Source organism: Arthrobacter sp. NPDC055138 (assembly GCF_053607305.1).
This window is the reverse complement of sequence record NZ_JBSGTH010000006.1, coordinates 262,820-288,130: the sequence shown is the minus strand read 5'-3', so window position 1 is coordinate 288,130 and position 25,311 is coordinate 262,820. Positions and strand designations below refer to the sequence as shown.

17 protein-coding genes are annotated in these 25,311 nt (G+C 65.5%); 11 read left to right on the top strand and 6 right to left on the bottom strand.

Annotated elements, in window-relative coordinates; translation table 11 throughout:
- The first annotated feature begins 213 nt into the window (after positions 1-213).
- From ACWF5H_RS16190 to ACWF5H_RS16145, 10 genes are all read left to right on the top strand, one after another.
- The gene (locus ACWF5H_RS16190) at positions 214-651 is read left to right on the top strand and encodes a hypothetical protein (protein WP_452038107.1); all 438 of its coding nucleotides are present in this window, start codon (positions 214-216) and stop codon (positions 649-651) included.
- A complete protein-coding gene (locus ACWF5H_RS16185) occupies positions 648-1,925 on the top strand; it encodes a hypothetical protein (RefSeq protein WP_452038105.1) in 1,278 nt (425 codons plus the stop codon). The genes ACWF5H_RS16190 and ACWF5H_RS16185 overlap by 4 nt, the downstream gene beginning before the upstream one ends.
- Positions 1,918-6,885 (top strand): PKD domain-containing protein, encoded by a 4,968-nt coding sequence (locus ACWF5H_RS16180; RefSeq protein WP_452038103.1) that lies wholly within the window; start codon positions 1,918-1,920, stop codon positions 6,883-6,885. The genes ACWF5H_RS16185 and ACWF5H_RS16180 overlap by 8 nt, the downstream gene beginning before the upstream one ends.
- 155 nt (positions 6,886-7,040) lie before the next feature.
- Entirely contained in the window at positions 7,041-8,423 is a 1,383-nt protein-coding gene (locus ACWF5H_RS16175) for a Wzz/FepE/Etk N-terminal domain-containing protein (protein ID WP_452038102.1), read from the top strand.
- Positions 8,416-9,636: an O-antigen ligase family protein gene (locus ACWF5H_RS16170; protein ID WP_452038101.1), complete on the top strand. Its 1,221-nt coding sequence runs from the start codon at positions 8,416-8,418 to the stop codon at positions 9,634-9,636. Before ACWF5H_RS16175 ends, ACWF5H_RS16170 begins: the two co-directional genes overlap by 8 nt.
- A 313-nt stretch (positions 9,637-9,949) precedes the next feature.
- Positions 9,950-10,414: an adenylyltransferase/cytidyltransferase family protein gene (locus ACWF5H_RS16165; protein WP_452038100.1), complete on the top strand. Its 465-nt coding sequence runs from the start codon at positions 9,950-9,952 to the stop codon at positions 10,412-10,414.
- Between the two features lie 73 nt (positions 10,415-10,487).
- Positions 10,488-11,678, top strand: a complete 1,191-nt coding sequence (locus ACWF5H_RS16160) for a DUF1972 domain-containing protein (protein ID WP_452038098.1) — start codon at positions 10,488-10,490, stop codon at positions 11,676-11,678.
- Positions 11,675-12,484, top strand: coding sequence for a CDP-alcohol phosphatidyltransferase family protein (locus ACWF5H_RS16155; protein WP_452038097.1), 810 nt, complete (start codon positions 11,675-11,677; stop codon positions 12,482-12,484). The genes ACWF5H_RS16160 and ACWF5H_RS16155 overlap by 4 nt, the downstream gene beginning before the upstream one ends.
- Positions 12,477-13,271: a hypothetical protein gene (locus tag ACWF5H_RS16150; protein WP_452038095.1), complete on the top strand. Its 795-nt coding sequence runs from the start codon at positions 12,477-12,479 to the stop codon at positions 13,269-13,271. Before ACWF5H_RS16155 ends, ACWF5H_RS16150 begins: the two co-directional genes overlap by 8 nt.
- A gap of 2 nt (positions 13,272-13,273) precedes the next feature.
- Complete coding sequence (locus tag ACWF5H_RS16145) at positions 13,274-16,552, top strand: PKD domain-containing protein (RefSeq protein ID WP_452038094.1); 3,279 nt, start codon at positions 13,274-13,276, stop codon at positions 16,550-16,552.
- Between the two features lie 138 nt (positions 16,553-16,690).
- Here the strand turns inward: ACWF5H_RS16145 and ACWF5H_RS16140 are convergent, their stop codons facing one another.
- Complete coding sequence (locus ACWF5H_RS16140) at positions 16,691-18,487, bottom strand: right-handed parallel beta-helix repeat-containing protein (RefSeq protein WP_452038093.1); 1,797 nt, start codon at positions 18,485-18,487, stop codon at positions 16,691-16,693.
- A 192-nt stretch (positions 18,488-18,679) separates the two neighbouring features.
- Between ACWF5H_RS16140 and ACWF5H_RS16135 the strand changes: the two genes are divergently transcribed.
- Positions 18,680-19,813, top strand: coding sequence for a GNAT family N-acetyltransferase (locus tag ACWF5H_RS16135; protein WP_452038092.1), 1,134 nt, complete (start codon positions 18,680-18,682; stop codon positions 19,811-19,813).
- Between the two features lie 21 nt (positions 19,814-19,834).
- Here ACWF5H_RS16135 and ACWF5H_RS16130 read toward each other — a convergent pair whose 3' ends face one another.
- The 5 genes from ACWF5H_RS16130 to rfbA form a co-directional block, all read right to left on the bottom strand.
- Complete coding sequence (locus ACWF5H_RS16130) at positions 19,835-21,001, bottom strand: glycosyltransferase (protein ID WP_452038091.1); 1,167 nt, start codon at positions 20,999-21,001, stop codon at positions 19,835-19,837.
- Between the two features lie 20 nt (positions 21,002-21,021).
- Complete coding sequence (locus ACWF5H_RS16125) at positions 21,022-21,816, bottom strand: PIG-L deacetylase family protein (protein ID WP_452038090.1); 795 nt, start codon at positions 21,814-21,816, stop codon at positions 21,022-21,024.
- A complete protein-coding gene (locus ACWF5H_RS16120) occupies positions 21,813-23,258 on the bottom strand; it encodes a sugar nucleotide-binding protein (RefSeq protein ID WP_452038088.1) in 1,446 nt (481 codons plus the stop codon). Before ACWF5H_RS16120 ends, ACWF5H_RS16125 begins: the two co-directional genes overlap by 4 nt.
- Complete coding sequence (rfbB, locus tag ACWF5H_RS16115; protein ID WP_452038086.1) at positions 23,255-24,253, bottom strand: dTDP-glucose 4,6-dehydratase; 999 nt, start codon at positions 24,251-24,253, stop codon at positions 23,255-23,257. Before rfbB ends, ACWF5H_RS16120 begins: the two co-directional genes overlap by 4 nt.
- 118 nt (positions 24,254-24,371) lie before the next feature.
- The gene (gene rfbA / locus ACWF5H_RS16110) at positions 24,372-25,250 is read right to left on the bottom strand and encodes a glucose-1-phosphate thymidylyltransferase RfbA (protein ID WP_452038085.1); all 879 of its coding nucleotides are present in this window, start codon (positions 25,248-25,250) and stop codon (positions 24,372-24,374) included.
- Positions 25,251-25,311: the final 61 nt, after the last annotated feature.

Below are 25,311 nucleotides of genomic sequence, written 5' to 3'. Positions count from 1 at the left end.
AAACGAAGCGGGGGGATCATGGCCGCCGCGGCACTGCTCGCCGTGCTGACCTCGTGTTCTAATGGCGCGGCCGTGGCTGACCCGCAACCGGCACCTCAAGTAGGGGTCGCCTCGGCGGCATCATTCGATGACCCTAGGCCACAACCGGAAGCAGGGGAGCCTGAAGGCCCGATCGGTGGCCCAGCGTACGAGGCACGGAAGCCCGGATTCGTCATGGTGAATCGCGGGAAGGACGGGAAGCAGAAGAGAATTGCGGTGTCGGCCGCCCGTTTCAACGGCGAAGCGAAGTACGACGACGGGGTGACCGTCTCCACCGGCGGCTTCAGCGAGGGGGTAGTCACCGAAGAGGGCTCCGGGGCGATGACGGGGGCAACGTACGTTCTCTTCACGGTGGGGGTGCGGAACGGATCGGAAGCCACGCTGGATCTATCAGCGGTAGTACCCACCATGGCCTACGGGCCCGATCAGGTGCCCGCAGCGCCGCTTTACACCGGCGTCCCGGCGGCGGATCTGGTGGGCACAGTGCCTGCCGGAGGCTCGGCGAAAGGAACGTACGCCTTCTTGCTCCCGGCTGATGCAACGAGGACGGCGCTGTACTTGGATATCAACGGCACACATGCTCCGGTCGTCTTCACGGGCGACCTGCCGTGAGCGCGCGGCGGATCCCGGCGTCCCTGACCGGCGCCTTATGGGCGCTGGGCGCGCAGGGCAGTCAGGCGGTCGGCAGCTTCCTCATCATGGCGCTCGCGGCCAGGACGTTGGAGATCGAAGAGCTGGGCAAATTGGGCGTGCTCTACGGTGTGCTGGTGCTCTGCGCGGCGACGACCAGCGGTTTTGTTGGAGACTCCCTTACCGTGCTGGACCGCTCGGACAGATGGCTCCGGGCCGGCATGCAGCTCTGGCTGCTGACGTTGAGCTGTGCCTGCGGCGTCCTTGTGCCGACTGTTAGCTTGACCGTCGGCTTCGTGTCCGGGATAGAAGCGCTCCTGCTCGGTCTGGCCGTAGCGGCCTACCTGATCGAGGATGTGCTGCGCCGACTGCTGATGGCGCATCTAGGCTTCGCACGCATTGTCGTTATGGATCTGTCTGTCACGTGCGTCGCACTGTCAATAGTGTGGCTGCAGAATCTGAATGGGCTTCCGTCACTGGCCGGATACCTGGCAGCGATCGCCTGCGGACAAACCGCGGGAATAATTGTCGGAGCGGTACTGGTACCTAGGACCGACCGCTACCTGGTGCGGTTCAGGGGTGCGGATTGGAAAGCCGTGGCTGCATACGGATCCTGGCGAGCGGCCCAGCAGATGCTTCGACCGGGCCTGATGACGGCCATGCGGCTGGCGCTGATGATCTTGGTGACGCTCGCCGCGACAGGCCAGCTGGAGATTGCGCGCATTTATGCGGCACCCGCCATGCTCTTTGTCGGCGGGATCTCTTCGTACCTCTTCGCGGCCTACGCCAAAAACAGGGCCTCCACGGTTGCTGCGCTGCTGGCGCAGGCAGACCGTGCCTTGCTCGTCGTGTTGGGCATTACGGCCACAGGCGCGGCAGTAGCGTTGTGGGCGCTACCGGTTGCCGGACCGTTGGCAACCGGCCAGACACCCGATTTCCTCGCAGTCGCCGGCTGGCTGGCCTATGCCGCCTCGGTGGCCGTCGTCTCTCCGTACGGGGCATTGGCTGCGATCAAGGGGAGCGCCAAGCGTGTTTTTGCGCTGAGGCTGGCTGACACGCTGGTGTCGCTGGCCGGTGTCGTCCTTATTTTGCACTTGACCGGAAACTTCGCGCTTGCGCCGTGGGCGGCAGCACTGGGTTCCGGACTCGGCGGTACCTCCATTCGACTTTTTCTGCTGATTCCCCTGAAGCGGGACGAGATGCAGAATGCCCATCACAGTGCACCGTACGAAAGGCAGTCGGATACGCATGTCTAAATCCACACCGACCTTCGACTCCCACCAAGGCACCTCGGAAGCCCGGGGACGTATCTGGCGCGGCCAGGTGCTCCTGATCGCGGCGGTGCTGCTAGCCAGCTTGTTCGCCGCTGCCCCAACCCATGCTGCGGAAACAACGCAGGAAGGCACAGTCCTGCCACAGACGGTGAGTGCGGACGTTCTGCCCTCTCCTCAAATCAACGGGGTCGTCTGGAGCACTGCGGTGAATGGGAACACGGCATACGCCGTGGGCAGCTTCACTCGTGCACGGCCCTCCGGAGTCGCGGCCGGAGGCGCTGGCGAGGTCCTCCGGAATAACGCCATGGCGTTTGAGATCAGCACCGGAAAGATCCTTCCGTGGAATCCGAATCTCAACGCCCAGGGTAAAGATGTGGAGATTAGCCCGGACAAGACACAACTCTTTGTCGGCGGTGACTTCAGCGCCGTGGGAGGCCAGCCGCGCAGCAAGATTGCGGCATTCGATCTCGGCACAGGGGCGCTCCAAAGCTTCGGCACAAGCATCAGCGGTCAGGTGGAGACCATTTCCGTCACCGGGAACACTGTCTACCTCGGTGGCTCCTTCGGCACCGCGGGAGGCCAGCCCCGGCAGAATGTGGCCGCCTTCAACCGTGCCAACGGCGCGCTCCTCCCGTGGGCTCCTGCCGTGGACAGTATCGTTCACGGTGTTATCGCCGCGGCCGACAACAGCCGGGTAGTCATCGGGGGCCGGTTCCAACAGCTCAATGGCGAGCGCAAAATCGGCATCGGGGCCGTGCACGGGATCACGGGGGCGTCCCTGCCCTGGAGCAGCACTCCGATTCCGCAGACCCGGGGTGCCGATACTTCTTGGGTGACCCAGCTGATCGAAAAAGACGGCGTCGTTTATGCCGGGGCCAATGGGATGGGCGGACACTGGTTTGACGGCCGGTTCGCAGCCGACTTCAAGACCGGCGACCTGATCTGGATGGACAATTGCTACGGCTCCACCTCTGATATAGCGGTGATGGGCCAGATCATGTACAGCGTCTCGCACGCACATGATTGTTCCTCGCTGGGCGAGTTTCCGGAGGAGGATCCGCAGGTTTGGAAGCGGGCGCTCGCGGAAACCACCTTTGCTACCGGAACGGACCAAGCACCGCCGGGCAGCAACAGCACATATTCCGGACAGCCTGTTCCCACGTTGCTCCATTGGTATCCCGCTCTTAACACCGGCTTCTTCACCGGCCAATACCAAGGCGGGTGGGCACTGGCCAATAACGACACCTACCTCGTGGCCGGCGGAGAATTCACGTCGGTGAACGGAATGGCACAACAGGGGCTGGCCGTTTTTGCTTCCCGCACCGTCGCACCGAACAAGATGCGGCCGGAGTACACCGCCGATCTCAAACCGACGACCGTGTCGCTTTCGGCCGGATCGGTGCGCGTCGCCTGGCCCACCACCTGGGACTACGACGACTCAACCCTCACCTATGAAGTCCTCCGGGACAATAGCCTGACGGCAATAGCCGTCCTCAACGAACCCTCCATCTGGTGGAAAAAGAAGTCCGTCGGCTTCGTCGACACCGGACGAACGCCGGGTGCCACGCACACGTATCGGATCAGGGTCAAGGACCCCTCCGGCAATGAGTACATCGGTCCACGGTCCGCGCCGGTGACGGTTGCCGCCACGGCCCCCAACGCTTACGGCGATGCCATCAAGGCTGACGGCGCCTCGACCTACTATCCGCTGAACGAGTCCTCGGGCACCGTTGCCTTCGACCATGCCGGGTTTAATGACGGCGATGCCGGTGCCGGGGTGGCACGCTCCATCGAAGGCGCGGTACCGGGCAACACCGCCGCGAGCTTCAGTGGCGCCGCCACGGCAACGATTGCCACGAGGAACTTTGCCGAGGCACCTGACACTTTCTCGGTGGAAACCTGGTTTCAGACCACTTCAACCAGCGGCGGCAAGATCGTGGGCTACGGCAATACGCGGACCGGCGACTCGGGCAGCTATGACCGTCACGTTTGGATGGATAATTCCGGCAGGCTGTGGTTCGGAACGTGGCTTGGTTACGCCGCCACGGTCAACTCTTCGAAGAGCTACAACGACGGCCAGTGGCATCAGCTGACTGCCACCTTGGGATCCAAAGGGATGTCCCTCTACGTCGATGGCGTGCGCGTCGCCGAGCGTTCGGACGTGACATCGGGCCAGAAATACGGCGGCTACTGGCGGCTCGGCGGCGACAATCTTAATGGCTGGCCGAATCAGCCGAGCTCGAGCCGCTTCACCGGCAACCTCGACGAAGTCGCGATCTACCCGGCTGCGCTCGACCGCCTGACCGTTGCCGACCATTATCAGGCCAGCGGGCGAACACCGGATATTGCACCGGTGCCAACAGATGGATATGGCGCGGCAGTCTTCCGGGACGATCCTGCACTGTACTGGCGGCTGGAGGACGCCGGCGGACCGACCGCCGCCGACACGAGCCTGTCCGCTAACGCGGCCAACGTTCTGGGCGGAGTGACGGCGGGAGTGCCAGGTGCCATGACCGGCCCGGGCGGCAAAGCCTTCACCTTCGACGGCTCCAGCGGGATGGCCGCGGCCAGCAACTCTGTCAGCAACCCCAGGGTCTATTCCACTGAGGCGTGGTTCAAGACGAGCACCGTCAGCGGCGGCAAGATCATCGGCTTCGGCAACTCGAACAGCGGGCTTTCCAACAGCTACGACCGTCACGTGTATATGCGCAATGACGGAAAACTGACCTTCGGCACCTATACGGGGGTGATCAACACCACCACAACTGAACTGCCGTACAACGACAACAAGTGGCATCACGTGGTGGCGACCCAGTCCGAGGCGGGGATGAAGCTCTACGTGGACGGCATGCTCGCCGGCACACATCCGCAGACCGCAGCCGAACCTTATTCGGGGTACTGGCGCATCGGCGGGGACCGCGTCTGGGACGGCGCCTCCAGCGGCTATTTCGCGGGGACCATTGATGAAGCGGCCGTTTATACGACTGCCCTGACGTTGGAACAGGTTCAGGCGCACTACGCCTTCGGCGGGACCCTGAACAAGGCCCCGGTCGCAGACTTCAGCACCGTCATCGACGGCAAGAATGCCGTCCTTGACGCGCGGGCCTCGACCGATGCAGACGGCCAAATCGTCACTTACCAATGGGACTTCGGCGACGGCACGACGGGCGAAGGGGCAGGCATCCAGCACCTCTATACCGAGGTAGGAACCTACACTGTCACCCTGACCGTCACGGACGACGGCGGCGCCACTGCAAGCAAGCAATTGGCAGTGACCACGGCCCGCCCGAATCAGGCTCCGACGGCGTCGCTGACCAGCACTGCCACCGGGCTGCGGGTCACCTTCGATGCCGCCGAGTCGGCGGATACCGACGGTACGATAGCCAGCTATGCGTGGGACTTCGGTGACGGCGGCACGGGTACGGGCGTTAATCCCTCCCACCGGTACACGGCCGACGGCGAATACCCGGTCACCCTGACTGTCACAGACAATGACGGAGCTTCGGCTGCTGCCACCGTTCAACTGGTGGTGGTTAATACCGAGCCGTCCGCTGCGTTCAGCTTCAGCACCGATGCACTGGACGCGGCCTTCGATGCGGGGGCATCGGAGGATCCTGACGGGGAAGTCTCCGGGTATGCCTGGGTCTTCGGCGACGGCAGCGCAGGCAGCGGCACGACCGTCTCGCACCGCTATGCGAAAGCCGGCACTTACGATGTTGTGCTGACCGTGACCGACGACCTGGGAGCCAGCAGCACGCTGACCCAGAGCGTGACGGTCAAGGCGCTCGAGGGGCCCGGCGCCGTCTTCAGCAAGGAGGTCACCGGCAGGTACCTGGAGCTGGATGCATCCGGCTCCAGCTCGCCCAACGGCACCGTGACCGGCTACGCGTGGGACTTTGGAGACGGTCAGAGTGCCGAGGGAGCCTCGATCAGTCACGCCTATGCTGCCGACGGCACCTACACGGTCACCCTCGTGGTGACCGACAGCAACGGTGGCACCGGGAGCTATGCCGAGGACATCAATGTGGCCAATGCCGCTCCGGTAGCCGTCTTCACGTCCACGGTGGACGGGCTGGACGTGAGCTTTGACGCGGCCGATTCCAACGATCCGGATGGCACGGTGGAATCCTACGCCTGGGACTTCGGAGACGGCACCCAAGGAACAGGGGCTTCGGCTCAGCACCGGTATGCCGCCGCGGGCGACTACGAGGCGTCGCTGACCGTCAGCGACAACGCCGGAGCCAAGGCACGGGTATCCCTGACGATCTCCCTGGAGGCCAGCCAGGAACCGCTCGCTTACGCGCTGGATGCGTTCGGTCGAAGTCTCAGCGGCGGCTGGGGCCAGGCGGACGAAGGAGGAACCTGGCAGCGCGTCGGATCGGCGGCCAACTTGAGCGTGGTAGACGGCCAAGGACGGCTTCGGATGGGCAGTCCCGGTGCGGGCCCGAGGGTCACGCTCCCGGGCGTCGAGGCCAGCAACACGGAAATCGCCATCCAGCTGGGCAACGATAAGGCGGCCACGGGCGGCGGCGTCTACAACCACCTGGTCGTCCGAGAGGTGCCGGATGTGGGCAGGTACGAGGCAGCGGTCCGGTTCCGCGCCAGCGGCCAGGTGGCCGTGAGCCTGTACCGCCTGCTCAACGGCGTCGAGACGGTCATCGCCAACGAGACCGTCATTTCGGGCCTGTCGGTCCAGCCGGGAGAATTACTCAACGCCAGGGTGCAGGCCACCGGGACCTCGCCCACCCAGATAAAGTTCAAGATTTGGGGATTGGGCTCCTCGGAACCCGGGCAGTGGCAGTTGACGGCATCCGACTCGTCCCCGGGACTGCAGGTGCCGGGGCGGATCGGAGTCGGAGCCTACCTGTCAGGCTCGGCTACCAACGCCCCGGTCCACTCCCTCTGGGACAATCTCTGGGTGGGCCAGGCCCGGGCTGAGTGATACCACGGCGCGCGCCCGGCGGCCGAACGCGGAGGGTTGTACCGGCCGGCCGGTACAACGGGAGCATAACGGTGCGGGAACGCAGACCGCCGCCGGTGTAAAGCGGGTGCTATGTTGTGTACACCTCCGGTTGGGGCACTGGAAAGGTGGGAGCAATGGAATTGCGCGACTACGGCCGGGCATTTGTCAGCCGCTGGATCATCATCCTCGTTCTAACGCTGGCAGGGATCGGCGGCGCTTTGGCAGCCAGCAGTGCGATGCCCCGAGTCTACGAGGCCCATGCCACCCTTTTCGTGAAGGTCGAAACAGGCTCCGGTTCAGCCTATGAAAGATCACAGTTCAGCCTGCAGCGGGTCAAGTCCTATCCGAGCCTGGTCAAGAGCCCGGAGGTCCTGGAACCGGTGATCCGCGAACTGGACCTTGAGCTCAGCCTTGACGAGCTCAGGACCAGCATCGAGGCAGACAACCCACTGGAGACAGTGTTCCTCAATGTCACCGCCCAATCGAGCGAACCGCAGATGGCGTCCAATATCGCCAATGCGGTGGCGGAACATCTGGGCCGGCACATTCGACGGCTGGAAACCACCTCCGGAGACAGCAGGGTCACGGTGGCCCCGGAGCTCACCGTTCCCGCGTCACCGCCAGCCGCTCCTTCCTCGCCGCGGACCACGCTCAATGTGGCGCTGGGAGCCTTGATCGGGCTGTCCGCCGGACTGCTCTTCGCCATTGCGGCCTTCCGGTTGGACTCCCGGCTTCGCACCAGCCATGACGTCCAGTCGGCAGTCGGGATGGCGGTTGTGGGACAGCTGCCCCGCTACCGGAGCCGGGCCGGCAAACCGGGTGAGTGGGCCAGCAACAGCAAGCAATGGCTGGCGCACCGCGAACTTCTCACCAATCTGCTGTTGGCGGGGCAATCGGAGTTGCCGCCGCTGTTGCTGCTGGTACCTGCGTCGCCCGGGGCCGGCGCCAGTTTCCAGCGCAGGAATTTCGCGCTGATGGTGGCGGACATGGGCAAGGGGATCTGCGTTCTGGAAACGGACTCGGCACTGCCTCCGGCCTTCGGGCAGGAGCCAGACGGCGCCGGGCTGGCCGAAGTTCTCAGCGGCAGGGAGGACCTTGCCGCCGTCATACGGACCGCCGAGGCGGGTCAGGTTTCCTATATCCTGGCGGGCAAACCTGAGGAAGGAAAACGCCGCAGCCTCGACAGGGCGCGTCGAGCCATGCCCGTCCTGGACGAACTCAAAGCGCGTTTCGATATGACGCTGGCCGGAAGCGCTGTAACCTCCACTCCCTTGAATGCGCAGCAGTTGGTTCTCTCCGCGGATCACACGCTGGTCATCTGCCGCTACGGGAAGACCAAGAGGGACGATCTGCGCCGGACCTTTGCGGAACTGGCCGCCGCAGGGAATCCGCCCCAAGGGGTGGTCATGACGGGAGTACCACTGCGCAGGCGGCCATCTGCGGTGCCGCTCATCCATCGCGCGGAGGCAGCGGCCGGCCGGCATTCGCGGGTCCGCGACGCTGACGTGAATGCCTAGATCCGGCGTCAAACGCGCCGTCCTCCCGTTCCTCATCTGGCTGCTGGTCGTCGTCAGCCTGGTCCGCTGGCGGCAGGGCAGCATCTATAGCGGAGGCGCCGATCCGGTAGTCGTGATCAAGGCACTGATCCAGTGCTTCGCGCTCATGGTGGCCGTGATTGTGCTCATCCGCACCCGGGAACGGCAACCGCTGGGCGGGCGCTCGCTGGGCCTGCTGCTGTTGATCGTGGCGGTTTCAGCCATCGGCGCCTATGCGCAGGGGAACACGGAGCCCTCTGCGGTGCTCGCCACCCGCGTTGTGCTGTTGACGGCCACGGTGATCGTGGTGCTGCTGTCGTTCCCCGCCCGGCTGGCTGTGACATCACTGCTGGCAGCCATGGCGTTGGTGGGAGCGTTCAGCGCCATCACTGGCCTCGGCCTGATGCTCGCCGGGGGAAGGCTGGGCGGGGGCATCCCGCCGTTGTCGCCCAACGACATCGCCTCACTGTGCGGCCTTCCCGCCCTCGGCGTGCTGCACGAGATCGTCCATGGCCGTGCCTCCGGCAAGCTGCTGGCCGTGTTTGTGGGACTAACGGGTCTTGTCCTGGCCACCGGATCCAGGACGGCAATCTTCGCCCTGGTCGCCGCGATGCTGGTGATCCTGCTGCAGGTGCGCAGGCCGCCCGTCGCCGTCGCCGCCATGGTGCTCGTGGCGGTGCCCGCCATCTTCGCGGTCATCGCCTACACGCCCACGCTGGCAAATATAGTGAATCGAGAGGACAGCGCCTCGCTGCTCACGCTGAATTCGCGCACCATCAGCTGGGAAGCGGTGTTGGAGATCCCCTTCAACACCTGGGAAAGGTGGGTGGGCAGCGGTCTCTCGGTGAAGCAGATTGCCGTGCTCGGCCAGTATTGGGATGAGCAGGTTTTCGATTCCAGCTGGATTTCGGCGCTGGCCCAGGCAGGGCTGGTCGGAGCTGCACTGCTGGCCCTGTGGGTGGCCCGTACCAGTTGGGACAGTCTGCGCTCGCCGCAGCTGGGGACCTTCACCAATGGGGCACTGCTGTTCATCCTGTTCCGTAGCGTGACCGAGAACGGACTAGTGGATGCCAGCGTCGACTTCGTGGTTTTCTTCACCCTGTCCGTGCTCCTGGAAAGGGCCAGCGCCCGGCCCTTTCACCCGGCAGACTACCGGCCCGCCGGGCTGAATGATGGTCTAGCGAAAGCGCCCTGAGGACGGGACCTTCGCCAGCTGAGGGCCCGCACGAGTCCTTGGCATCGCCGATGTCGGCAGAAATCCACACGCTGTGGGCAGCCGCCTGCTACGAGTACAGGCGGGGCCGGGGTAAGTATTGTGCGGCGCGCTGTGAGTAATCTGTCCCGCCGACTTACGTATCACCCACTCATGTGTGCACAGCTGTTTTTTCCTAGGCTGTGGCTTGAGGTAACGGAGCGGTAAACGATCCGTGAATCCGGTTGTTGCCAGGCAGAAGCTGGGCAAGGCGTTGAGGGCAACAACGTAGGGGATACGTTCTGGGGGACTGGGCATGACTGTAGTTGGCTACGCCGCGGGTGCGTTCGACCTGTTCCACGTCGGGCATCTGAATATTCTGCGCCAAGCGCGCTCGCGGTGCGACTATCTCATCGCCGGCGCCGTGTCCGACGAAATCTGTTACGCGACCAAGGGGCGCTACCCCGTAGTGCCGCTGCAGGAGCGCCTGGAAATCGTCCGCCACATCACCTTTGTGGACCGGGCCGTGGCGGAAGTCTCGCCGGACCGGTTGCAGACGTGGGCTGATGTCGGCTTTGACGTTTTCTTCAAGGGCGACGACTGGAAGGACACCGAGAAGGGCCGCCGGCTGGAGCGGGACTTCGCCAGCGTTGGCGTCTCGGTGATCTATTTTCCGTACACGGTCCATACCTCGAGTACTGCGCTGCGGCAGGCGCTGACGGCGCTTAACGGCGCCACATCGGCCCGAGGCAGGCCTGCCGGCACGGCGGTGAATGATTAGCCCGCTGGCCGGCTGGGCCGCCGCGAAGCAACAGCACAGCTAAATAAGACACAACCATGCTGGGGATGGGGATATGTCAACATCGAGGGAAGATCTACGGCCGCTGCGCATTGCCCTGTTGGGCACGCGGGGAGTACCGGCACGCTACGGCGGTTTCGAAACCTGTGTGGAAGAGGTGGGCCGGCGGTTAGCCGCACGTGGCCATGAGGTAGTGGTCTACTGCCGGACCACCACAGGCGCCGACGCGACCCAACGCGAGTACGCCGGAATGCGGCTCGTACACCTGCCGGCACTGCGCCGCCGCAGTCTGGAGACGCTGAGTCATTCCGGACTGTCGGCCGTTCACTTGGCGGCGCACCACGTGGACGCGGCAATCGTGTTCAATGCGGCGAACGCCCCGTGGCTGCCGCTGCTGCGCGCCGCGCGGATCCCGGTGGCGACGCACGTGGACGGGCTGGAGTGGAAGCGGGGCAAGTGGGGGCCGATCGGGAGGAAATACTATCGGCTGGCGGAATCCATGGCGGTGCGCTGGTCCGACGCCCTGATCGCGGACGCCGCCGGCATCCAGGACTACTACACGGAGCAATTTGGTGCGGCCTCCCGGCTGATCACCTACGGCGCACCCATTATCGGCCCGGGACAGCAGGAGCGGCTGGCCGAACTCGGGCTGGAAGCTGGCCGGTACCACCTGGTGGTTGCCCGCTTCGAACCGGAGAACCATGTCCACCTAATCGTGGAAGGCTTCACGGCCAGCGCAGCGCAGTTGCCGCTGGTAGTAGTCGGCGGCAGTCCCTATGGCGACGAGTACACCCGCCGCGTCATGGACGGGGCGGACACGCGGGTCAGGTTCCTCGGCGGGGTGTGGGACCAGGAACTGCTGGACCGGCTCTATGCCAACGCACTGATCTACTGGCATGGCCACTCGGTCGGCGGTACTAATCCTTCGCTGCTACGGGCCATCGGCGCGGCGGCACCCACCAACGCCTTCGACGTGAACTTCAACCGCGAGGTCCTGGCCGAAGCCGGCAGCTACTTTTCAACTGCCGCGGAGGCGGCCGCGTTGGCTGTCGCCGCCGAAGCACAGCCGGAGGCCACCACGGCCCGGGGCCTGCTGGGGCAGCAGCGCGCCGCCAACTACGACTGGGACGTGGTCACCGACGGCTATGAGCAGCTCTGTCGGGATTTGCACGCAGGCAGGGTGCGACAGTCCGGCGGCCGCCGTCGTCCCACTGCAGCGGACCGGACTCCGGCAGGTGTGGCATGACCGGGCAGCTGCTGGGACGGGATCGTCCGGGCTATCTGGAGACAGTCAGGATCCTGGCCAAGGCGCAGAAGTCGGTGGCTCCCGGCGCCCCGGCTTATTCCGTCCTGGTCAACCGTCGTGCCGGAAGGTTGCTCGCCGCCGCAGCCTACCGGGCCGGTCTGACGCCAAACACGGTCAGCGCGATCAGCGCGTTGTTCACGTTGTCCGCCATCGTCTTCCTGGCATTCACACCGGCGCAAGGCCCGGCGGGGCCCGAGATGTGGGTCGGACTCGTGGTGTGGGGCGGCCTGGCCATTGGCTATGCCTTTGACTCCGCGGACGGCCAAGTGGCGCGGCTGCGCGGAGGAGGTTCGCTCAGCGGCGAGTGGCTGGACCATGTGCTGGACAGCCTGAAGAACTCGAGCCTTCATCTTGCGGTCCTGGTGTGTGCCTACCGCACGTTTGGGTTAGAGGAGCCGGTCTGGCTGCTGATCCCTATCGGCTACTGCCTAGTGGACGGGGTGGGTTTCTTCACGATGATCCTCACCGAACAGCTCCGAAAGAGTCACTTCCTGAAAGCCGGTGCCGCCGCCACGCCGCGGACTGGGTCAAGACTCAAATCGCTTGCCCTGTTGCCGACGGACTACGGGATCTTCTGTTTCGTCTTCCTCTTCGTGGGCGCACCGGCGCTATTCATGGTGTTGTACACCCTGTTCTTTGCGGCGAACTTGGCCTACCTGATGCTGGCCTGCGTGAAGTGGTTCCGGGAACTGGGCCGCCTCGATCCGGCGGCCCGCCCTGCAGAGGGAGGTGGGCGGCATGCCTAACGGACGGAGCAGAGCGCGCTGGATCGTTGCGCCCCTGGCAGCTGCCGCGGTCGTGGCGGTGGCCGGAGCCGCAGCCTGGTCCACCTGGGCCGGCCAGGGAACGACGGCTGCGCCGCTTTCGGCTGCCGCAGAGGCCTCCACCGCGGCAGGCCAGAACGCAGTCCCTGAACAAACCGGCAAGGCGGGCGGGACAGGGGGTGCCTCCGAAGACACCGCGGATAGGTCCGCGGCCGAGAAGAAATCCAACGAGGCGAAGTCCGACCGAGCCAAGGCCAAGGCCGGTCAGGCGGCGAAGGAGCCCGGGGGCGATCCGGCGGACAACTCACGCGGCGACTCGCTGGCGGTCGACAAGGACGCCAAACGGGCGGCCACGCCCAAGCCTGTCGCCCGGGCCGTCCGGCTACGGGAGCCCGCCGACGTCGCTGGCGGCGTCGCCACCATTTCCAAGATCGAGGCCATCGAAGCCAAGGCGGAAGGCATTGGGCAGATTGCCGGACCGGCCATCCGCTTTGTGGTGGAAGTACAGAACACATCGGCAAGCGATCTGAAACTGGATACCGCCGAGGTCACCGTGGAGGCAGGAGCGCAAACGCTTCCCGCCATCCGGCTTGACGGTTCCGGCACCAAGCTCTTCCCGCGGGAAGTTGAGGCGGGCAAGAAGGCCTCAGGCACCTTTGTTTTCCTAGTACCCGAGGACCAGCGGGGTCAGGTGCGCATTTACCTGAACTACGCTGCGTCCGAGTCTGTGGTTGCGTTCGAAGGCGCAGCTCCAAGAAAGGCAGGATAGCTATGCATACACGCTGGCGCAGGAGCGCCGTCTTCCTATCCTCAGCCGCATTGGCAGCCTCCATAGCCATCGTGGGTGTACCGTCCGCGACCGCGGACTCACTGCCGGAGAACCCAGCGGATCCGCTGACTCCGGCCACCGTCACTGCTGACCGGCTGCCGACGGCGCAGATCAATGGCGTCGTCTGGTCGCAGGTCATCATCGGCAACACCGTGTATGTCGGCGGTAAGTTCACGTCCGCCCGGCCGGCCGGCTCGGCGGCCGGAACCAATGAGGTGGCCAGGTCGAACATCATGGCTTACAACCTCACCACCGGCGCGCTGATCGGTTCCTTCGCCCCGCGTTTCAATGCCCAGGTGCTCACCCTGGCCGCCTCACCGGACGGTTCGCGACTGTATGTGGGCGGGGATTTCACGCAGTTCAATGGAACCACCGCGGTTTCGCGCATCGTGGCGCTGAACCCGTCGACGGGAGCGTTGATCCAGGGCTTCCAGCCACAGGCCTCCTCATCGGTTCACGGTATCGTCGCCACGAACAACACCGTCTATTTCGGCGGCGATTTCAACTTCGTGGGTAGCGTGGCGCGCGGAAAGCTGGCGGCCGTGCGGGCTTCGGACGCAGCGCTGCTGAACTGGGCGCCGCAGGCGGCGGGCGGTCAAGTCAATGGACTGGCGCTATCGCCGGACAGCACCAAGATCGCCGTCGGCGGCGCCTTCACCAGCTTGAACGGCTCAGACCGGCCCGGCTACGGGCTCGGCGTCCTGGACACGGCATCCGCAACGCAGTTCCCGCTGCCAGCCAGCGCATACATCCGCAATGGCAGCGACAATGGTTCGATCACCAGCTTGACCTCGGACGGAACCCACTTCTATGCCAGCGGCTACACCTTTGGCCGGATCAGCACGCTGGAAGGCGTGGTCTCGATCAGATGGTCGGATCTGGGAACCGAATGGGTCAACGACTGCCACGGTGACACCTACTCCGTCTATGCGGGCCAGCCCGATCTGATTTATCTGGCCGGGCACCCGCACCATTGCGCCAATGTCGGTGCCTTCCCGCAGGAAGTCGATTGGGAATGGCATCGGGGAATGTCGTTCAGCAAGGCTGTGGGCGGCACGATCACACGGGAGTTGTACGACTACACCAACTTCGAAGGCCTGCCGCGGCCCGAGTTGCAGAACTGGTTCCCGGACATGAACTCCGGCACTTTCACCGGCCAGTTCCAGGGTCCGTGGTCAGTCACCGGCAATGACCAGTACGTGGTGATGGGCGGCGAGTTCACCAGGGTGAACGGCGTGGCCCAGCAGGGACTGGTGCGCTATACCGTGCGCCAGAATGCACCGAACCTACGGGGGCCGGAAGTCATCGGGGCTAATTTCATCCCCACGCTCAGCTCGCCGAAGAAGGGGACCGTGCGGGTGCGCTGGCAGGCCAACTGGGACATGGACAACAAGAAGCTGAGCTACAAGGTGATCCGTGACGGCAACCTTGCCAGTCCGGTCTACACCACCAGCGCTTCCACGACGTTCTGGGACCGGCCGGGCATGACCTTCCTGGACACCGGGCTGGTGCCGGGGCGGCAGTACTCTTACCGGATCATTGCCACTGATCCCACCGGTGTGGAGGTTCGAGGAAACACGGTCACGGTCACCGCAGCGGCGGAGGATCCGGCGGCCAGCGCCTACGCAGCCACGATCAAGGCCGACCAGCCCGCCAACTACTGGAGGTTTGGTGAACCATCGGGTGCTGTGGGTATCGACCAGTCCGGCAAGGACGACCTTCGGCTGAACGCCGGGGTAACCCTGGGCACAGCTGGAGCGGTGGCCGCCGATGCGGACGCTGCCGGCACCTTCAACGGAGCGACAACAGGGTTTGCCTCTACCACCTCCCGGGTGAAGCCGGCGAACACGTTCAGCACCGAATTGTGGTTCCGCACCTCCACAACCCGTGGCGGGAAGCTGCTCGGTTATGCCAACTCGACCACCATCAACTCGGACCTGATGGACCGTCACCTGTACATGGCCAACACCGGCCAGCTGTACTTCGGCGTCATCCAGAACGGTGCGCGGCAGACGGTCAACAGCACCGGCAGCTACAACGACGGCAAGTGGCACCATGCGGTGACGACGCTTGGCGCGAACGGCATGCAACTGTTCGTCGACGGACAGGTAGTGGCCCAGCGGGCGGACGTGACCAAGGGCCAGGATGTCCTGGGCTACTGGCGGATCGGCGGGGACAGCCTGAGCCGGTGGAGCCCGCGGCCGACCAGCGCCTACTTTGCCGGCGACCTCGACGAAGTGGCCATCTACCCGGCCGTGCTCAGTGCCGCCCAGGTGCAGAACCACTTCACCGCCGGTAGCACCGGTACGCCGTCCAACGCGGCTCCGACGGCCTCCTTTACCGCCACGACCAACGGCCTGGGTGTGGCAGTGGACGGGTCCGGGTCTTCGGATCCTGACGGCTCGATTGCCGGTTACGTCTGGGAATTCGGCGATGGCGCAACGGGCACTGGAGCGACGGCGTCGCATACCTATGCCAACGCCGGGACCTACACGGTGAAACTCACTGTGACGGACGACGACGGCGAGTCGCGGAGTACCAGCCAGGAGGTCACCGTTGATGCCGGCCCGCCGCCGGCGGCCAACGTCGCGGCGGACGCATTCGGTCGGACCTTGGCCTCCGGCTGGGGGAGTGCCGACACCGGAGGGGCGTGGACCCTGCGGGGATCGTCCACGCACTTCAGCGTCGCCGATGGGGCGGGCCGGATGCGGATGAATGCTCCGGGGCATGGACCGGGATCTTCGTTGAACGCGGTCTCTGCGGCCGGGACGGACACCAGCGTGAGGTTCTCGCTGGATAAGCCGGCCACCGGCGGCGGCATCTACGTTGATGTCGTCGGGCGGCAGGTCGGCACCACCGGGCAGTACATGGCTACGGCCAGGGTGGCTTCCAACGGAGCGGTGACCCTGCAGGCAGTGCGGGCCGTCGGGTCCACGGAGACTACGCTGCGGCAGGCCACAGTTGCTGGACTGACCTACCAAGCCGGACAGCAACTGCAGCTGCGCCTGGAAGTCATGGGAACCTCGCCGACCACTGTTCGGGCCAAGCTGTGGCCGGCCGGGACAGAGGAGCCAGCGGACTGGCAGGTGTCCGCCACGGATACGACGCCGGAATTGCAGGTGCCGGGAGCCGTCGGGCTGGGCGTCTATGCCTCCGGCTCCGCGACCAACACGCCGGTTATCGCTTCGTTCGATGATCTGACGGTGAAAGCGGGCAACTGACACCGCCGCCGGCAGCAGCACACAGCGTGGCGGGACCGAACGGTCCCGCCCCGCTTTCGTTCCAACGCCCACCTACACTCCCGGATGCGCGGCGGTACCGCGGCCAAGCCGTATCCAGCCAGGTTCCAAGGCAGCGAACTATCTGTCAAAGGCACCGAGCGAACGCGTTCCGGCCGGCTGACCAGCCAGTCGCGCGATCTCCCGGGGCAACGGTTGGGCGACGGTGGGATTCCGGGTTGCGATGATGTCGTCCGGCCGGTAGCCGGAGACGAAGGGAGAAATACCATCCAAGTACAGGTGCTGCCGTTCTTGGCCAGTGGCTGACCTAAAGTCGTCCGGATCCGCGAACAAGGCGGGTTTGCCGGATTCCATTGCCCAGATCACGGCTGACTCGGGTGAAGCCGGCACGGCACGATGGTAGACGTCGCCCAGGGCGGTGACCTCGAGCTCCTTGGCACTGTAGGTCCCGGAATAGTCCTCTACGCAGAGCAGGCAGTCGGCGATGGAGCCCGGATTGGAGATGATGTTGTTGCGGATCTCCACCGGGCCGTTGATCCAGGACATGGCCGGGTCCGGGAAAGGTTGCCGAGGATCGTGACCGGGCGTGCCCGGGTCGCTGGCCCGCCTGCCGTCCTGGACTATATTAATGGCGCGGCCCTCGGCGCTGATGGTGTTGTTCCAGATCCGTACATCGCTGGTGTTGTTGACTTTCAGCCCGTGCCCGGAGTTGCCGGCGATCACGTTGTTGACGACGTCGGCCTTGGCCGAAAGTTCAAGGGCCAGTCCATAGCCGGAGTTGTCCAGCACATCGTTCCCGTGGATAGCCGAGTCAAAGACCGATTCGTCCAACCACAGGCCCGGTCCGTCGTTGTCGCGGAAGACCGAGTCACTGATCTCAAGGCCGCGGGAGCGGCCGATTTTGGCTCCACCCGAAACCGGGGAGGTGTTGAAATGCTCGGTGTTGTTTCGCTCCGCCAACAGCCCGGATACCTGCAACCCATCGGCGTATGTGGCGGCGGCCCCCAGCATTCCGTTGCCCGCCAAGGTGACGTTCCGCAGGGATGCGTCGGCGGCGCCGACAAACAGGCCGGTGGTTGCATTCGCGGTGATGACCACCTCGTCCAGCACTGCATGCGGGGCCTCTACGGTCACCGCCCCCATCTGCGGCACCGAGGTCGCGTACCGGCGGACTCCGACGCCGTGCAGCTCCGATCCGGCACCCTGAATGCTCAGCGCCCTACCCAGCGTGCTGGCCCGGACGGTGCCGTCCCGCGGAGCGGAGCCGAGGTAAAGGCGGTCGCCGGCATAGTCCACGTAGAAGGTGCCCGCCACGACCTCGGGCCGGCTCCCTACCTGTCGCTGCGGGACACCGTCGATCCAGACTTGGTCCGGATGTGCCGCCATGGGGTGTTTGTCGCTGACGAACTGCCAACCCTGCGACGTCCCGTCGGGGGCGCCGCGCTTGTAGGTGGGGCTCGCATCGAACTCGGTGGTCCAACCCTCGACTGTATAGACGCCGCCGTGCCGGGCGAAGCCAGTCACCGGCACGCTGCCGTCCAGCCATACCTCTTCCCCCGGGTAGGACCGGAGGATGAGTTTCTTGTCCGGCGGGATGGTCACGAATTCGTGATAGCTTCCGGCCCGCAGCACGATGGTTTGGCCGGTGGCGGCCCTGGCGACGGCGGCCCGGACGCTACCCAGCGGCGCCGCGAGTGTTCCGGCCGCATCGTCAGAGCCCTCGGGCGAAACCACCAAGGGTTGGGCCGCGGCCGCGACGGCCGCGGCCGCTGCGGAAACTGATGTCGGGTCTTCCCCGCCGGCGGACGGGGCGGACAGCGTCGAGGGCAAGCACAGCAGGCCCAGAGCCGTCACCGCGCCGACGGCTAGATACTTCACAGGCGGTCGGCGCCGCCCCGAGATGTAACCATCCGTCATCGCAGATCTCCCCGCTCTGGTGGACGCGGAAGTTGCACAACTTTATGGCCGTTCGCCGCAAGCCGCAACCCCGTCGGCTAGACTGGCGCGCATCGGCCGTCCCTCAACGGGACCGGCCCGCTCGAGCGCATCGACGGCGGTACGCAGGTCCCCAGGAGGCGGGCGCGTCCGCCCAGACCGAAAGGGCTGACTATGTCCGGCTTCACCGTGCAGCGCGAGGACGACTTCGACTTCCTCACCAGCGAGTATGACGACCTGTATGCGCAATCCGATGCCACGCCGTTCCAGCACGGCGTCTGGCTGGACCGCCTGTACAACATGCTGGTGCCCGCCCGGAAGGCAGAGAAGGTCGTTGTGACTGCACGGCGTGACGGCGGCGAACTGGTCCTCGTCCTGCCTTTCGTCCGCCGCCGGTTGGGGCCATTCCGTCTCGTCGAATACGCCGACTTGGGCGTGGCCGACTACGCGGCGCCTGTCCTCGACTCAACGGCTGGCCTTGATGCGGATCCCTCGGTGGCCCGCCGGATCCGCGAGGCTCTAGGCCGGTTCGACCTGCTTCGGATCGAGCGCGTTGCCGACTCGCCCGATGCATTCACGGCACTGTTGACCGGGGCCACGAGCGCCAGGCATCTTTACGATACGCACCTGATGACGCTCGCCTCCTCCGTAGCGGAGTGGCGCGACGGCTTGGACGCCGGTTTCGTCCGTCACCTCGACCGAAAGCACAAACGGCTCCGGCCGAAGGGCGAGAAGCGCCTGCTCGAGATCACCGACGTCACCGCCGTCGAGGACCTCATGCGACGCATGCAGGAGTTCCGTGCCGCGCGCTTCGCGGAACGTCGGGGAGTAGACCTGGTGCAGGACGCGGACTGCTTTGAGTTCTACTGCGCAGTGGTTCGGGACAGCGTCAAGACCGGCGCCCCGGGGACTTTGTCCGTCCTTGAGGTGGGCGGCGAACCGGTTGCGATTGCCTTCGACCTGATCGCCCCGGACCGCGACCTGTTCCTGTTGGTGGGCTACGACATGCAGCGCCTGCGCAACTACTCACTTGGCCTGTTGATTGTAGAAGAGCTTGCCAAGGATGCGATCGGTCGCGGGCAACAGTTCTTCGACCTCACCGTGGGTGACGAATCCTACAAGGCTGACTTCGGCGCCCGGCCTCGTCCGCTCTACGAAGTGCGGGTCATCGCCACGCTGCGCGGCCGCGCCTTTGTGCTGGGCCGAACCGCCTACCTCCGGGGGAGACGCATGGCTAAGAAAACGCTGCAAACGTGGGCGCGGCGCCGGGCGGCACTGGCCGAGAAGAAAACCCCGCCCGCCGGCTGAACCGGCTGGTGTGACCCTGCGTCAGCGTCTGCGGCGCACGGCGGCCGTCCCGACGATGACGTCCGTGATCCTGCGCCGATACCGGTGCGGGGCATGGCGTTCGAAGGCGGCGTCGGCGTCGGCGGCAGCGGCGGTACGGAAATGCTCCCAGTCCAGGGTCACCCGCTCCAGCGCATCCGCCAGCGCCGCGGCGTCGTCTGGTGCCGTAAATTGCGCGCTGGCGTAATGGCAGGCGGCCTCGCGCAGCCCGGGAACCGCGCTGGCCACCAGCGGTCGGCAGGCAAGCACCGCTTCCACCGCCGTATTGCCGAACGATTCGTCCAGCCGGGATGGGACCACCGCTGCATCGGCGTCAGCCAGGACGTCCCACGGGTTCGGTTGGAAGCCGTGGAAGGTCACCCCGTCCCCCAGGCCCAGTTCGCGGATCCGGCTTCTCAACGCGTGCTCGTAGTCCTCATAGCCGGGGACCGCGGCACCGACGATAGCCAGCGTCGCGGCGACGCCGCGCTGCCGGAGCCGCGCGACAGCCTCCACGGCAAGGTCGGGTCCCTTACGGTGCGAGAGCCGGCCCACGTAGGCCACGCGCAGGCCGCCGTCGAGCGCCGTGCGAGCCGGCCGCGGCCCGGCCGGTCCGGGCACGCCGTTGTAAACCACTCGGGCGTGGCCGCGCAGCGCCGGCAGCACCTGCGCCAAGGTGTCGGCGGTGAAGCGGCTATTGGCCACGATCCGGTCTGCAAGCAGCAGCGGCAGCGCCGTGGCCAACTGCAGCCTGCGCGGCGTATGGCGCTCGGCTTCGTGGACGTGGGTCACGGTGGGGACGCGGCACAGCCGGCCCAGTAGCGGCCACAACGGGACGGCCACGGTGTTTACGTACAGCACGTCGGGACGGTAGCGGCGCATCACCCGCATGCCCGCCCAGAACCCGTTGAGACCTTCGCCCGCAAGCCGCAGCAGCCCGGACGGCGAGAGCAGGGACCGGCGCAGCACCAGGGTGGGACAGAACTCCACCAGGGCGCCCCGTCCGATCAGTTCATCCACCAGCGGGCCGGTTCGGGGAAGGGCTACCGCCACCCGGTGTCCGTGCTCCAGCAGAGCCTGGACCGTCTCGAGCAGCACCCGGTCCGAGCCGTACAGGTCCGCGGACGGATGGACCACGAGTACATGCAACGGATGATTGGTTGTAGTCACAGCTTTCCCCTCGTTACCGGTCATCGCGGCGCGAAATACGATTCCGGCGCCGCCGGGATGCGTCCGTCGGGGAACAATGCGTCGGCTTGCGTGTCGTATTGCCGGATCCAGCGTTCCTTCGCCTCAAGCCCCTCGTCCCAATGCCAGGGTTCCAACAGGTGTTCGGCGAGGAAGGCGGCTTCCGGTTCTGCGGACTGGTTGTAGGGGAAGTCGGAGTAGTAGACCACCCGCTCGGGGAAGGCCGTGCCCAGCGTCCTGGTCACCACGTGGTCCACATGCCCACCGACACCGAGGGGGCAGAAAATGAGTTCGGCCTGCGTCTGCTCCATCAGCTGCTCCACCGTGCTGCGCAACTGGGCCATGAGTCGGCGGTCGCCGCGTGAAATCCGGCCCCGCACAATATTGAATCGGTAGGTGGGGTACGTATGCACCAGTTCCGGCAGGAAGCAGGCCAACCGGCCCGGCGGACCGGCGGCGGGCGGCGTTCGTCGGCGGTAGATGGCATCGGTGGCGCCCAGATGCAGATGCTTGACGCCCAGCTTCCGCAGTACCGCGAGGTCTTCGGCACGGCGGGCCTCGAAGAGGGCCGCGGCGTCCTCGACGTGGGCAAGCCGCATAAAGGTGCGTGCCGATCGGGTGTGTGGCGGCGGGGCCGATTCGGTGAAAATGGTCGCCACCGTCACCTCGCGGCGCCCGGCCTCGGCTTCGATGAGGGCGCCGCAGGACAATATCGCGTCATCCAGATGGGGCGATAGGAAGAGCCAGGGCTTGCCGGCGGACCTCGACTCATGGATGCGCTGCGGGACTGGGGTCACTGGGCCGGCCCTCCGGAAACGGTGAGTGCCGCCAGCGGACCACACACGGGATCCGTAGCCAGATAGTCCCGCAACGCAGCAAAAGCCTTCGGAGGAGTGAAACCGGCGGCTTCGATTTTCGCCAGATCCAGCGCGCTCCGGGCCGGCCGTGGCGCGGCCGGACGGGAGGCCAGATAGTCAGCGGTGCTGACTGGGGTCACTTGCTGCGGGTCCTTGCCTAGCAAGCGGTAGATCTCCGCGGCCACCTCCGCCCAGCTGGTGACCGGGCCGGAATTGGTCAGGTTGTAGGTGCCGTACGGGGCGCCGCTCTCCAGCAGGTGCAGGATTCCGGCGGCAAGGTCGCGGCTGAAGGTCAGGCGCCCGCGCTGGTCGTCGACAACTGAAGGGCAGACATGGCGGGCCGCCAGCCCCGCCATGGTGCGGACAAAATTGGCGCCGTCCCCGACCACCCAGCTGGTGCGAACGATGTAGTGCTTCGGAACGGTCGCGGCAGCGGCATCGCCGGCGGCCTTGGACTGTCCGTACACACCCAGCGGCGACGGCATTTCCGCTTCCGTGTGCCGCTCCTGGACGCCGTCGAAAACATAGTCCGAGGAGAGATGGACGAGCGTGAGCCGGTGTTTGGCTGCGGTGGCCGCCAGCCGCGACACGGCGGTGGCATTCAGCTGCCAGGCCAGCCGGCGCCCCTCGCTGGACTCCGCGCCGTCCACGTCGGTGTGGGCGGCAGCGTTGACGATGGCGCGGTACCCGCTCCAGTCCCGCGAGCGGTAGGACTCCTCACGGGTGAGGTCGAAGTCCGATCGGGCCGCGAATTCCGCGTCCGGCAGCGCCTGGCGCAGGGCCCGGCCCAACTGGCCGTCGGCACCCAGAACCAGGATGCGCCGCTGCTTCATCGGGACCACGGACGTCAGGCGCGGATGGTGCAGGTCCTTCTCGGACAGTTCGGCCTCGGCCAGCGGAATCGGCCAGGGGATGGCGGCGGACTCGTCGCCTGCATTCAGGTGCACATACTCTTCTTGGGCCCGGGCGTTCCAGTGTTCGTTGACCAGGTAGCTGTAGACCGTGTCCGGCTCCAGCGTTTGAAAGCCGTTGCCGACGCCGCGCGGCACGAAGACGGCCGTGTCCGGTCCCAGGTCCATGCAGAACCGTTGGCCGAAGGTGGGGCCGTCGCGCAGGTCAACCCAGGCGCCGAAGATCCTGCCGGCTGCGACGGAGACATATTTGTCCCAGGGCTCGGCGTGGATGCCGCGGGTGGTTCCGGCCTTGGCATTGAAGGAGATGTTGTTCTGCACCGGCCCGAAGTCCGGCAGCCCCAGTGAGATGAGCTTCTCGCGCTGCCAGTTCTCCTTGAACCAGCCCCGGTTGTCACCGTGGACGGGCAGGGAAATCACCAGCAGTCCCGGGATCGGAGTCTGCTCGATGCCGTGCTGTGCGGCGCTCACTGGCCGCGGCCCGCGTAGAACAGTTCGGTGGATTCTTTTGCAGCGGCCCAGAAGCCGGGATTGTCCCGGTACCATTCCACCGTGTCGGCCAAGCCGGCTTCCAGGCTGAGGAACTTCGGCTCCCAGCCGAGTTCCCCGCGAAGCTTGCTGGAGTCGATGGCGTAGCGCAGATCATGGCCGGCCCGGTCCGCCACCAGGTCGAAGTCGTCGGTTCCCTTGCCCAGGAGGCCCAGCAGGATACCGAGCACCTCGCGGTTGCTGCGTTCGCCGTCGGCGCCGATCAAATAGGTTTCGCCGGGCCGTCCGTCGTCGAGAATCCGCAGTACGGCGGAGGAATGATCCTCCACATGAATCCAGTCGCGCACATTGCGGCCGTCCCCGTACAGCTTGGGCCGGCGTCCGGTCAGGATATTGGTGATCTGCCGGGGGATGAACTTCTCCACATGTTGGTACGGACCGTAGTTGTTGGAACAGTTGCTCAGCGTAGCGTTGACGCCGAAGGAACGGACCCAGGCCCGAACCAGCAGGTCTGAGCCGGCCTTGGTTGACGAATAGGGGCTGGATGGATTGTACGGCGTGTGTTCGGTGAACCGCTCCGTCCCGTCCAGCGGAAGGTCGCCGTAGACCTCGTCCGTGGAGATGTGGTGGAACCGCGTTCCGTGCCGGCGCGCGGCCTCCAGCAGGGTGTACGTCCCCACGATGTTGCTGTGCAGGAACGGCTGCGGATCCGCCAGCGAATTGTCGTTGTGGGTTTCCGCCGCGAAGTGCACCACTGCGTCGTGGCCGGCCAGCAGCCGGTCAACCAGTGCTGGATCGGCCACATCGCCGTGCACCAGGCGGCAGCGGCCCACCGGCAGGCCATCGAGCGAAGCGGCGTTGGCCGCATAGTTCATCTTGTCCACTACGGTTACCTGGTCATCGGTGTGGGCCAGAACGTGGCGCACAAAATTCGACCCGATGAAACCGGCACCCCCAGTTACCAGTAGCTTTCGCATAGGCCCTAATGTAGCCACCGTTGCACCGCGCGACTAGTGCTGCAGCCAAGATTGCCGAACAGCGGCGCTCGCCCCCGTCACCGGCCGAAGCAGGCCGGCTGCCGCCGGTCCGGGCCACTCAACGCCCGTAGCGGGTGCTCTCCAGCAGATCCAGCAGGTAGGTGCCGTAGCCGCTCTTGGCCAGCGACCGGCCGTGCCCGTGCAGCTGCTCGTCGTCGATGTACTTCATCCGCCACGCGACTTCCTCGGGCGAGCCGATGGGCATGCCCTGCCGGTTCGCGATGGTCCGAATAAAGTTGGAGGCATCGTTGAGCGAATCGAAGGTCCCGGTGTCCAGCCACGCAGTTCCGCGGGGGAGGATCTTCACGGTCAGGCGGCCCTGCTCCATGTACAGCCGGTTCAGGTCGGTAATCTCCAATTCGCCGCGGGCAGAGGGCCGCAAGGTCCGGGACATCTCCACCACGTCGTTGTCGTAGAAATACAGCCCCGGCACCGCGTAATTGCTTTTGGGTTTCTGCGGTTTCTCTTCGATCGAAACCGCCGTGCCGTTGGCATCGAATTCCACGACGCCGTAGGCGCTCGGATCAGCCACCCAATAGCCAAAGATTGTGCCGCCGTCGACTCTGGCAATGTCCTCGAGCTGCGTGCCCAGACCGGGGCCGTAAAACAGGTTGTCTCCCAGCACCAAGGCACACGCGTCGGTTCCAATATGGTCCGCCCCAATGATGAAGGCTTCGGCCAGGCCATTGGGCGCTTCCTGTTGCCGGTAGGTCAGCGAGATGCCGAACTGGGACCCGTCACCGAGCAGTGCTTGGAACTGGGGCGCATCCACCGGCGTGGTGATGATCAGGATGTCCCGGATTCCCGCCAGCATGAGCGTCGACAGCGGATAGTAAATCATCGGCTTGTCGTAGACAGGAACTAGCTGTTTGCTGATGCCAAGGGTGATCGGATGCAACCGCGATCCTGTGCCCCCAGCCAGAATTATCCCCCGCATGGCGTTATGTCTAGCGTGGCGGCAGCATGTTTGTATAGAGGATGGCGGGTTTCTCTGTTGG